This window comes from Sphingopyxis sp. BE235 (assembly GCF_031457175.1).
Taxonomy (GTDB): Bacteria; Pseudomonadota; Alphaproteobacteria; order Sphingomonadales; family Sphingomonadaceae; genus Sphingopyxis.
The window spans coordinates 1,545,540-1,556,613 of sequence record NZ_JAVDWC010000001.1; the positions used below are offsets into that span (position 1 = coordinate 1,545,540).

Sequence of the window (11,074 nt, forward strand, 5' to 3'; positions counted from 1 at the left end):
CCATGAAATTCGACACGCCCGCCACCACCAACCCGATCGATCAGATGAAGATCGTCGGCAAACCCACCAATCGCATCGAGGGGCCGCTCAAGACGACGGGCACCGCGCCCTATGCCTATGAACGGCACGATGTCGCGGCGAACCAGGCCTATGGCTATGTCGTCGGATCGGCGATCGCCAAGGGGCGGATCGCGTCGATGAACCTCGACGAAGCGAGGGCGGCACCGGGCGTCATCGCGATCGTCACCGCCGACAATGCGGGCAAGCTGGCGAAGGGCGATTTCAACACCGCCAAATTGCTCGGCGGTCCCGATATCGAACATTATCATCAGGCGATCGCGCTCGTTGTCGCCGACAGTTTCGAACAGGCGCGCGCCGCCGCCTCGCTCGTCCGCGTCGAATATGCGCGCGGCAAGGGCGCTTACGATCTTGCGGCCGCGATCGACACCGCGATCAAGCCGAAAGCGTCGTTCGGCACCGAACCCGACAGCGCCGTCGGCAATTTTGCCGCCGCCTTCGCCGCGGCGCCGGTGCAGCTCGATGCGCGCTACACGACCCCCGATCACAGCCACGCGATGATGGAACCCCACGCGACGATCGCCGCGTGGGAGGGTAACAAGCTGACCGTCTGGACCTCGAACCAGATGATCGCCTGGTCGGTCGGCGACATGGCGAAGACGCTGGGCATTCCGAAAGAGAATATCCGCTTCGACTCGCCCTATATCGGCGGCGGTTTCGGCGGGAAATTGTTCAATCGCGCCGATGTGCTGCTCGCCGCGCTGGGGGCGAAGGCGGCGAAGCGGCCGGTCAAGGTCGCACTGCCGCGGCCGTTGATGATTAACAACACGACGCATCGCCCGGCGACGATCCAGCGCGTCCGCCTTGGCGCGACCGCCGACGGCAAGCTCACCGCGATCGGTCATGAAAGCTGGTCGGGCGACCTGCCCGGCGGCGGCCCCGAAACCGCGGTGGCGCAGACGCGCCTGCTCTATGCCGGTGAAAATCGCATGACCGCGATGCGCCTTGCCGTGCTCGACCTGCCCGAAGGCAATGCGATGCGCGCGCCCGGCGAGGCGCCGGGGCTGATGGCGCTCGAGATCGCGGTCGACGAACTGGCCGAGAAGCTCGGCATGGACCCGGTCGCCTTGCGTGTCCTCAACGACACACAGGTCGACCCCGAAAAGCCGAGCCGGCCCTTTTCGCAGCGCCAGCTCAACAAATGCCTTGAGACCGGCGCCGACAAGTTCGGCTGGAGCAAGCGCGCGAAACCCGGCGCCACTCGCGACGGGCGCTGGCTGGTCGGGATGGGGGTCGCCGCGGCGTTCCGCAACAACCTCAACGGGCCATCGGCCGCACGCGTTCGCCTCGCCAAATCAGGGGTCGTGACGGTCGAGACCGACATGACCGACATCGGCACCGGCACCTATACGATCATCGCGCAGACCGCCGCCGAAATGATGGGCGTGCCGCTCGACAAGGTCGTCGTGAAGCTCGGTGATTCAGCCTTTCCGGTGTCGGCGGGTTCGGGCGGGCAGTGGGGCGCCAACAGCTCGACCGCCGGCGTCTATGCCGCCTGCGTCAAGCTGCGCGCGGCCGTCGTGCAGAAACTCGGCCTGGCGTCCGATGCGGTCTTTGCCGATGGCAAGGTCAAGGCCGGACGCCGCAGCGTCGCGCTCGGTGATGCGGCCGCCGACGGCGAACTCGTCGCCGAGGACAATATGGAATATGGCGACCTCGCCGAGAAATTTCAGCAATCGACCTTTGGCGCGCATTTCGTCGAGGTCGGCGTCGATGCGATGACGGGCGAAATCCGCGTCCGCCGGATGCTCGCTGTCTGCGCGGCGGGACGCATCCTCAATCCGAAAGCGGCGCGCAGCCAGGTGATCGGTGCGATGACGATGGGCGCAGGTGCGGCGCTGATGGAGGAGCTTGCGGTTGACAAGCGCTTCGGCTTTTTCGTCAATCACGATCTCGCCGGCTATGAAGTCCCCGTCCACGCCGACATTCCGCATCAGGAAGTGATCTTCCTCGACGAGGCCGATCCGACCACCTCGCCGATGAAGGCGAAGGGCGTCGGCGAACTCGGCATCTGCGGCGTCGCGGCGGCGGTCGCCAACGCGGTCTACAACGCGACCGGCGTGCGCGTCCGCAATTACCCGATTACGCTCGACAAGCTGCTTGGCAAGCTGCCGGACATGGTGTGATCGCCAGCGTGAGAGCGGGGTTTCATTTGGGCAAATCGCCCGGCCGGTCGATGTCCGCCAGCTCGTCGGCACGGGCGGGGACGAGTGCGGCATCGGCCAACAGAGCTTTGCCGCCGCGGTCGCCTTCGCCGCCGCGCAGCTTTTCGAACAGCCCGCGGGCGAACAGCGCCGGGGGCATCGTCGCGTCCCCGTTCGTCGACGCCACCACGGGCGCTGCCACCGGATCGAACCGGGCGATGAGTTTGCGCAGATGGCCGGTGCCGACGAAGGGCATGTCGGCGAGGCAGACCATCGCCGCGACGTCCGGCCCGCGCGCCGCTTCGGCAATGCCGCACGACAGCGATCGCGACAGCCCCTGCTGGGGATGCGGATTGGCGACGATCTCGAAGCCGTGCGCCGCCAGCAACCGCGCGAGCGCGCCATGCTCATCGCGGCAGACGGCGATGCGCCGCCGCGGCGTCAGCAGGGCGATGTGCCTGGCTGCGTGCAGCGCCAGCGGTTCGCCCGCGAGCGGGGCGAGCAGCTTGTCGTCGGTCCCGAACCGCTGCGATGTGCCCGCGGCGAGCAGGATGACGGCGATGTTCGCGGCTTCGACCATGGCTCCGGCTCCTTCTGCCGCCCTTTGCGCGTCGGCTGACTTCAAAGCAAATCGCAGATGATAGCAACCACGCCGGCCGACATATTGCGCTTTGTTCTGGCGCGCACCGCAGAGGGCGCCGCGACGATCCTCGTCACGCTCACCGCGATCGAGGGATCGTCGCCGCGCGCGATCGGCGCGCAGATGGCGGTGGCCGAGGATGGGCGATATGCAGGTTCCTTCTCGGGCGGCTGCATCGAGGCGGCGGTCGTCGCCGAGGCGATCGGAACACTGGAGCACGGGCGCGCTAAGCTCGTACGCTTCGGCGCGGGATCGCCCTATCTCGACATCCGGCTTCCGTGCGGCGGCGGGATCGACCTGCTGTTCAACCCGCGCCCCGATCCCAATGCGATCGGACAGGCGCTCGCGCAGCACGATCGCCGGCAAATCACGGCGCTGCGGCTGGCCGACGATGGCGTGCATGTCGATACGATCACCGATGCGCACGCGCGGGCTGGCTGGGAGGATGGAAGCTTCCGTCTCGGCTATGCACCGAAGCTCCGGATCGTCGCGATGGGGCAGGGCGAGGAGCTCACGGCGCTGGCGCGTCTCGCAGCCGCCTTCGGGGCCGAGGTCAGCGTCCTCTCCCCCGACGAACGGGCTTTGGCCGATCTCGATGCCGAGGGTTTCGACACGGTTCGGCTGACTTCGCGCACAAACTTGCGGCCGCTCGTCACCGATCCGTGGACCGCGATCATTTCGGTCTTCCACGACCGCGACTGGGAGGAGGAGTTGCTGCCGCGCGCGCTCCAGCTTCCTTCCTTTTACGTCGGGGCGATCGGGAGCCAGCGGACGCAGGATGTCCGGCGGAACGCCTTGCGCGATGCCGGCGTGCGCGAGGACCTTCGGGAAAAGCTCCGCACATCGGTTGGGCTGATCCCCGCGACGCGCGATCCGGCGACGCTGGCGCTGTCGGCGCTGTCGCAGATTGTGCAGGACTATCACCAGCTTGGCGTTGCGGGCGCGGGTGTCGACGGCCCGCAGATGGTTCGCAGCCTGACCAGCCCGGTCTAATCGCGCTCGCGCGGCTGCCGTATCGCCTGATACCGGGCGTCGAGGTTGACCGCGCGCTGTTCATCGACGTCGGCGCGCTTCGTATCGCCCTGTTTTCGCAGCAGAAGGCTGCGATTATAATAAGCGCGCGCCGATTGCGGCGCATGCTGGACCGCACGGTCGAGATCGGCGATCGCGCGCGCGCTTTCGCCCTGACGGTCGTAAGCGAGGCCGCGATTGAGATAAGCGACCGACAGGTCGGGCGCGACGGCAATCGCCTGATCGAAGGCGGTAATCGCGCCGTCGATATCGCCCTCCCACGCCTGTTTCAGTCCATCGGAAAGATGCGCGTCGGCTTGCGCCCGAACGGCTTTCGCTCCCCGGCTTGCCAGCTTTTTGCACCGCGACAGCGTCCGGCTCGGATCGTTCACCGTGCAGGCGTTCCAGTCGCCGCGCCGGGGCGCGCCGCGCGGCGCGACGCGTGTTCCCGTGACGACGACCGAATCCTCGGCGACTTCGCTCGATGAATAGGCCGAAATGGCGGAGGGTGAATCCTGCACAGGGCGCGCCACGCGCTGCGCCGAGACGATGATCCCCTCGCGTTCCTCGGCTTTTGCGGCGGGCGCGGCGGGCGGCGCCTGCGCCAGTTCCACTCGCTTCGCCACCGGCGCGGAAACGGCAAGCGGCGCCGCCGCGACTTGCTCGGCGGCAGGGCCGTTCTTTGCGGATGGCGGTGCCGCGATCGCGGCGGGAGCGGGCACTTCGGCCTGGTTGTCCACGACCGTTGCCGGCTCGCCCGTCTCGCGCGCAATCTGTTCGTCGGCGGCGGGTGCGCCCGGAACCAATGCCGTCCATGCAAAGGGCAGGCCGATCGCGGCGACCAGCGCGGCGGTCGCGAACAGCCCGGCCTGCGGACGCCGAAGATTGGCCCACCAGGATGCTCGTGCTGGTCGAGGCGCGACCTCAGGTGCGGGGGCGCCGTCGAAGCGGGCAAGCGCGCCGGCAATCGCCGCCTCGCGCCGCTTCGGGGCGGGCGGCGGCGGTTCGGGCAGAAAGGCTTTCAGCTCGTCATCGCCCGCCATGGCTACGATGCCCCCGGCGCGGCGCGGCGCGATTTCGAACCCGGTCGAGATGGCAGGCGCGAGAGAAGGGGCATGGGCATCGTCTGGCCTTATACGCACAATATCGCGGCGGTCGAATATCTCGATCGGCCGGTCGAAATGGGCGGGGCGGATGCGGCGGCGCTTCGCAGGAACCGCCGCCGCACCATGATCAGCGTTCCAGCTTTGCCATCGATCCCGCCGTCTTGGCGGCGCGGACCATCTGGACCAGCTCCATGCGGTATCCGAAATCGTCGGTGCCGCGCGCGGCGCCGACGATCTGCAGCACATCGTCATAGGTCATCGATCCGCTGTAGCGCCCGCCGCGGAGCAGTTCGGCAAAGGCCGCGACCCCGGTTGCGAAGCGCGCATCCTGCGGCGCGTCGGCGAAGCGGGCAAACTCGACGCGCCGATCGATCGGCGTCGAAATCAGCTGGCTGCGATCCGATTTCGGCAGTTTGTACCGGATCTTCACAAAGCCATATTCGCTCGATGGCGCCGCGACCGCCCGCGGGGCGGGCTTGCTGTACCTGAGGTCACCCATCGTACGCGGCCCGCCGACGGGGACGATCTCGTAGATCGCGGTGACCGTCTGCCCCGACCCGACATCGCCCGCATCGACCTTGTCATTGTCGAAATCGTCGCGGTTGAGCATGCGCGTTTCATAGCCGATGAGCCGATATTCAGCGACGGTGGCGGGGTTGAACTCGACCTGGATCTTCACATCCTTCGCGATCGGGAACAGTGTCGATGTCGCCTCGTCGACCAATGTTTTGCGCGCTTCGCCCAGCGTGTCGATATAGGCGGCGGCGCCATTGCCGTTCTGGGCGAGCGTCTGCATCAGTGAGTCATTGTAATTGCCCATCCCGAAGCCGAGGACCGAGAGGAAAATGCCCTTGCCGCGCTCGCGCTCGATATAGCCTTTCAGCTCATCCTGATTGGTGATGCCGACGTTGAAATCGCCGTCGGTGGCGAGGACGACGCGGTTGACGCCGTTCGGGTCGAGATTGCGCTCGGCCAGCGCATAGGCCTGGCGGATGCCTTCGGCGCCCGCGGTACTGCCGCCCGCGCCGAGCTGGTCGATCACCGCGAGGATCTTGCCTTTCTGGCTCGCCGGCGTCGGCTCAAGCGCGGTGCCCGCATTGCCCGCATAAGTTACGATCGACACACGGTCGTTGCGATCGAGCTGATCGAGCAGCAGGCCGAGCGATTTCTTGACGAGCGGCAGTTTGTTCGGCGCGTCCATCGACCCCGACGTGTCGATCAGGAAAACGAGGTTCGCGCGCGGCCGCGTCGCACGTTCGATCGTATAGCCCTTGATGCCGATGCGGACGAGCTTGCGGCCCACGGTGAACGGGCTCGGGAAGACGGCGACATTCGAGGAAAAGGGCTGCTGGGCGCTGCGCGGCGCCGCATAATCATAGGGGAAATAATTGACCAGCTCCTCGGTCCGCACCGCGGCGGGCTGCGGCAATGCATTATTGTTCAGCGACGCGCGGACAAAGGAATAGGACGCGGTGTCGACGTCGATCGAAAAGGTCGACACGGGTTCGTCGCGCGCGATCTTGAACGCATTCTCCTGCGTCGAGGTAAATTTGTCGCGGCCGACGTCCTGATACCAGGGCATCATCCGATCGGGATAGGGCGCGCGAATGGCGCTGCCCGTCACGACCATTTTTCGGGCCTGTGCCGGCGGCGGCGGCGATGCGATGTGTTGCGAACCGATCGCCGACATCGCCACCGGCGCGTCCATCACGTGCGGGGCGACCCGCTGTCCGGTGACGACGATGTCCGAAGCATGCTCTTCCAGCTCGGTCTTTGGGGTCGGCGCGGTCGCCTCCGACGACGGCGACGCAATGTCGGCTTCGTTCGATTGCGAGCAGGCGGTGACGAGCGTGATCGAGAGGCCCGCGGTAAGCGTCAGATAGAAACGGGACATGACATGTCTCCCTGGCAACAGCGGCGCACAATCGCCCGCATGTCCCTGGGACGCGTGGGCGCGGGAAATCCTTGGCGGCCTTTGCGAAAAAAAATCCGGGGCGCCTCGTTGTCAGTCGTCGGGGCCAGAATTCGCCGCGAGCTGGCGCCGGATTTCGTGCATTCGCCACGACACCGTCGCTTCGGCTACTCCTAAGATTTGCGCGGCTTCGGCGTGCGACAGCTGCTGCCCCGCGATCAGCACCGCGGTGTCGCGAAGGTCGGGTTTCAGCCGCGCGATCGCGCTTTCGATCCAGACCGCGTCGTACAGGTCGCGGCCGTCGGGACCCCGCGCCAGCCCGGCCATGATACTCAGCCGCCCGGTGAAGCGCGTAAAGGCCGACCGCCGCCGATGGAAATCGCGGCAGGCGTTGTAAACAATGCTGCACAACCAGGTCGTGAATTTGGCGTCGCCGCGAAAGGCGGAGAGCTTTTCGGCGAGAATGCAGCAGACATCCTGCGCGATATCATCGGCATCGGCGCGCGATCCGGTCAATTGCCACGCGAGGCCGTGGATGCGGTCATAGTGGCGCCGCAGCAAGGCTTCGAAAGCGTCGCGGTCGCCCGCGATCGCGGCCGCAAGAATATCCGGTTCGTCGGCGTCGGCCATGCGTCAGCCTCGCACGCGCGCTGCGCGCCGATGGCATTCGGCTGTGGAATCAGGCTCGCCGGCGGACCGAAGGTCCCGCGCCGGCCAAATCGATCCCCCATATCCTGCCATCGCAAGGCTTGTGCCCCATTCGCCGCGCGAAGGCTATCGCCGACTTTCGCAGGGGCGCGTCGCGGCCTCAGCCCTCGGCGTCGCGCTTTTCCAAGTCGGACCAGGCCCCCCCTTGGAATGGATCGGCGGCGGGGCGGCCGAAATAATAGCCTTGCGCCTGCGGGCAGCCCTCGTCGAGCAGCATCTGGCGCTGTTCCTGCGTTTCGACCCCTTCGGCGACGATCGGCATATTGAAACTGCGGCCGAGCCCGATGATCGCGCGCACGATCGATCGCGCTGCTTCATCGTCCGAAATCGAGGCGACGAAGCTCTTGTCGATCTTGATCTTGTCGAACGGGAAGGCTTTGAGATTGCTCAACGACGAATAGCCGGTGCCGAAATCGTCCATCGCGATCCGGACCCCGAGCGCGCGGATTTCGTGGAGCGCCTTCAGCGCGCTGTGCTTGTTGCGCAGGAAGGCGGTCTCGGTGATTTCGAGCTCGAGCCGATGCGCCTCGAGCCCCGATTGCGACAGCGCGTCGCGAACGACGGCGGGCAGGTTCGGCACCTGAAACTGGATCGTCGACACGTTGACGGCGACCGAGACATTCTTGGGCCAGCCCGCCGCCGCGCGGCAAGCCTCGCGCAGCACCCATTCGCCGATCGTAACGATGGCGCCGATTTCCTCGGCAACGGGGATGAAATCGTCGGGCGCGATCTCGCCGCGTTCGGGATGGTTCCAGCGGAGCAGGGCTTCATACCCGATCACCGACGCAAAGGCCGTCGCGACGAGCGGCTGGTACACGACATAAAGCTGATCGCGGGCGATCGCGTGGCGCAGATCATGTTCGAGCGCGCGGCGTTCCTGCGCCAGCTCGTCCATCTCCTGATCGAAGAAGGCGGCGTTGCCTCTTCCGTTATTCTTCGCGCGATAGAGCGCCGTGTCGGCGTTGCGCTGCAGCATTTCGGCGTTGGTTCCGTCCTCGGGAAAGAGCGCGACGCCGATGCTGACCCCGACCGCCATCGGATCGCGCGCGACGTCCATTTCGATCGCCAGCGTGTCGAGGATGCGTGCCGACAGCTTGCGCGCGTCGTCGGGCCCCGAAACGCCGGTCTGGATGACGAGGAATTCGTCGCCGCCGATGCGCGCGACAATGTCGTCGGCGCGCACGACGGAGCGGAGAATGTCGGCGATGCGGCACAATATCTCGTCGCCGGCACCATGGCCGAAGATGTCGTTCACCGCCTTGAACCGGTCGAGGTCGAGCGCGAGCAGGGCGAACGGCGCCTTCGCTTCGATCGCCGCGTCGAGCGCGCGCGCGAAGTGGGCGCGGTTCGACAGATCGGTCAGCGCATCGTGCGATGCCAGATGCTCGATCGCCCGCTGCGCGCGTTTCCCGTCGGACAGGTCGCGGATCGCCAGGACCTGACAGCTTCGCCCGCGATATTCGATCGTCTGGGTCGCAATCTCCAAAATATGGTCTTCGTCGAAGCTGCTGCGGAGGCGCGCCTCGGCGGAATGGCCGTCGGGCGGTTCGAACGAGCCGCCGTCGCCCGCGACGAACCAGTCGGATGGCGTGCTGCCGACGATCGCGCCGCTGCTGACGCCGAGCAGAGCGCAAAGCCGCGCATTCACTTCGATGATCCGCCCGTCGTGCGTGATCGCGAGCGCCTCGAGCGTCGCATCGGCCAGCCCGTGCGCATCGGTGAGCCAGCGGTCGACGAGCGAGCCGGTGAGGGCGAGCGCGACCAGCGCGACATTGGCGATCACGATCGCGGGGACGAGCCAGTCGCGGCTGCTCGCCGTTCCCAATATGTCGCCGCGCGTCGGATCGGGGACGAGCGTGGTGGCCGACATCGCGGTAAAGTGCAGGATGACGATCGCAAGCACCGCGAAGCCCGCGGGCAGGGCGACCTTCTTCCAGCCCTGCGTCTTTGCGAAGGCGAGGAAGGCGGCGAAAAAGCACAGCCCCGATAGCAGCAGCGAAACGAGGATCGGAGCCAGGTCATAGGTCACGCGGGCGGGCGCGATGATCGACGCCATGCCGGTGAAATGCATCGCCGCGACCCCGACGGCCGCGCCGGCCGCCGCGGCGGCGCAGCGCCCCACGCTGGGCGCCTTGCCGAGCAATCGAAAGCTGCACCAGAAGAAGCCGATCGCGATGGCGACCGACAAAATGGTCAGGCCGACGTCGAAACGGATCGGCATCGATCCGCGATAGGCGAGCATCGCGACGAAATGCGTCGCCCACACGCCGACGCCTTCGGCCACCGCTGCGACCATGAGCCAGTGACGCCGGCGGGCGTCGACGCAGTGCGTCGATCGGCCCAGGACGACAAAAAGGCTGATATTTCCGAGGATGCAGACGAGCGCGGCTATCAGGACGAATCGCAGATCGTGCTGATAAACGACGCATTCGAGGACGCTGAACATGCATTCCCTCCCTGGTCCCCGTCGTCCTTCTACCTCCCAATTCTAAATATTGCCTTATCGGATGGCCGGCGGGCGCGTCAGCGCGCCTCGATTACTTCGGCCGGGACAAGTAATGGTTTGCCCTTTTCGACGATATAGGTTGCGAGTTCGGCGCCGTTCGCGGCCGTGCGATTGCGCGCCTTGTGGGCGACGCCTGCCGGCACGAACAGCACTTCGCCGGCTTTCAGCGTTACGGGCGCCTGACCCTCAAGCTGATATTCGAGCGTTCCTTCGATGATGTAGATCACCTCTTCGCCCGGGTGGCGGTGCCACGGCGCGATCGCGCCGGGCGCGATGTCGATGCGCGCCTGGACCGTCTCGCGGCCGGGCGCCGAAAGATCGTGGCGCTGAAGGTCGGTCCGGCTGAGGCCTTCGGGCGCGGGCATCGCCGCGATGGCGGGGCTCGCGAGCAGGAGTGCGCCGGTAAACAAGGCACGGATATGTCGGGTCATGATGGCCTCCTTTGGCGTGGCTGGAATGGCGGTTCTGCTCGCTTGGGAAGAGTTTCGCCGTCGCGGCTCCGAAGGTTACTTGCCGCAAAATGATTCATCGCATATAGTTAGCATACTAAGTAAAATGATGGACGAGAAGGCGCGGGCGATGCGGGGATGGAATGCAAAATATCTGCGGATGACCGCCGTGCACGGGACGTTGTTCGCATGACCGATATTTCGGCGTTGCTCCCAGCGTTGATGACCCGAATTGCGGGTGCTGGCGTTTTGTCGGGCCTGACGCGTTTGTCGGGCGGCGCGAACATGGAGAGCTTTGCGTTCGCTTGGGCGAGGGAGGCCTATGTCCTGCGCCGCGCGCCGTCGGCGGACTATATGGCGGACCGTCCGTTCGGGCATGTGGACGAGGCGGCGCTGGTGATGGCGGCGTTTGATGCGGGGGTGAAGGCGCCCGAAGTCGTCGGCGTGCTCGAGCCGGGCGACGGGCTGGGCACGGGCTATGTGATGCGGCGGGTGCTGGCGGAGGTGTCGCCGGCGAAGA

The 11,074-nt window shown here is 66.3% G+C and carries 9 protein-coding genes and 1 pseudogene; 4 read left to right on the forward strand and 6 right to left on the reverse strand.

Annotated elements, in window-relative coordinates:
• The first annotated feature begins 2 nt into the window (after nt 1-2).
• Nucleotides 3-2,204, forward strand: coding sequence for an aldehyde oxidoreductase molybdenum-binding subunit PaoC (gene paoC, locus J2X38_RS07155; protein WP_310252623.1), 2,202 nt, complete (start codon nt 3-5; stop codon nt 2,202-2,204).
• 22 nt (nt 2,205-2,226) lie between these two features.
• Here the strand turns inward: paoC and J2X38_RS07160 are convergent, their stop codons facing one another.
• The gene (locus J2X38_RS07160; RefSeq protein WP_310252625.1) at nt 2,227-2,802 is read right to left on the reverse strand and encodes a nucleotidyltransferase family protein; all 576 of its coding nucleotides are present in this window, start codon (nt 2,800-2,802) and stop codon (nt 2,227-2,229) included.
• A gap of 57 nt (nt 2,803-2,859) precedes the next feature.
• Between J2X38_RS07160 and J2X38_RS07165 the strand changes: the two genes are divergently transcribed.
• Nucleotides 2,860-3,855: an XdhC family protein gene (locus J2X38_RS07165; protein WP_310252627.1), complete on the forward strand. Its 996-nt coding sequence runs from the start codon at nt 2,860-2,862 to the stop codon at nt 3,853-3,855.
• Here J2X38_RS07165 and J2X38_RS07170 read toward each other — a convergent pair.
• The 5 genes from J2X38_RS07170 to J2X38_RS07190 all read right to left on the reverse strand — a co-directional run bounded on the left by J2X38_RS07170 (nt 3,852) and on the right by J2X38_RS07190 (nt 10,536).
• Nucleotides 3,852-4,916 (reverse strand): tetratricopeptide repeat protein, encoded by a 1,065-nt coding sequence (locus tag J2X38_RS07170; RefSeq protein WP_310252630.1) that lies wholly within the window; start codon nt 4,914-4,916, stop codon nt 3,852-3,854. The genes J2X38_RS07165 and J2X38_RS07170 overlap by 4 nt on opposite strands.
• Before the next feature lie 190 nt (nt 4,917-5,106).
• Nucleotides 5,107-6,873 (reverse strand): VWA domain-containing protein, encoded by a 1,767-nt coding sequence (locus J2X38_RS07175; protein WP_310252632.1) that lies wholly within the window; start codon nt 6,871-6,873, stop codon nt 5,107-5,109.
• 111 nt (nt 6,874-6,984) lie between these two features.
• Nucleotides 6,985-7,521: an RNA polymerase sigma factor gene (locus J2X38_RS07180; RefSeq protein WP_310252633.1), complete on the reverse strand. Its 537-nt coding sequence runs from the start codon at nt 7,519-7,521 to the stop codon at nt 6,985-6,987.
• A 178-nt stretch (nt 7,522-7,699) separates the two neighbouring features.
• Complete coding sequence (locus J2X38_RS07185) at nt 7,700-10,045, reverse strand: EAL domain-containing protein (RefSeq protein ID WP_310252635.1); 2,346 nt, start codon at nt 10,043-10,045, stop codon at nt 7,700-7,702.
• Nucleotides 10,046-10,122: 77 nt separating this feature from the next.
• Nucleotides 10,123-10,536, reverse strand: a complete 414-nt coding sequence (locus J2X38_RS07190) for a cupin domain-containing protein (RefSeq protein ID WP_310252637.1) — start codon at nt 10,534-10,536, stop codon at nt 10,123-10,125.
• On the opposite strand from J2X38_RS07190, the gene J2X38_RS07195 reads away from it, so the two are divergent.
• Both J2X38_RS07195 and J2X38_RS07200 read left to right on the forward strand, forming a co-directional pair.
• The gene (locus J2X38_RS07195; RefSeq protein ID WP_310252639.1) at nt 10,535-10,747 is read left to right on the forward strand and encodes a hypothetical protein; all 213 of its coding nucleotides are present in this window, start codon (nt 10,535-10,537) and stop codon (nt 10,745-10,747) included. The two genes, J2X38_RS07190 and J2X38_RS07195, sit on opposite strands and share 2 nt — an antisense overlap.
• A pseudogene (locus J2X38_RS07200) lies at nt 10,744-11,074 on the forward strand (phosphotransferase family protein); the annotation flags it as partial. The gene J2X38_RS07195 and the pseudogene J2X38_RS07200, both read left to right, overlap by 4 nt.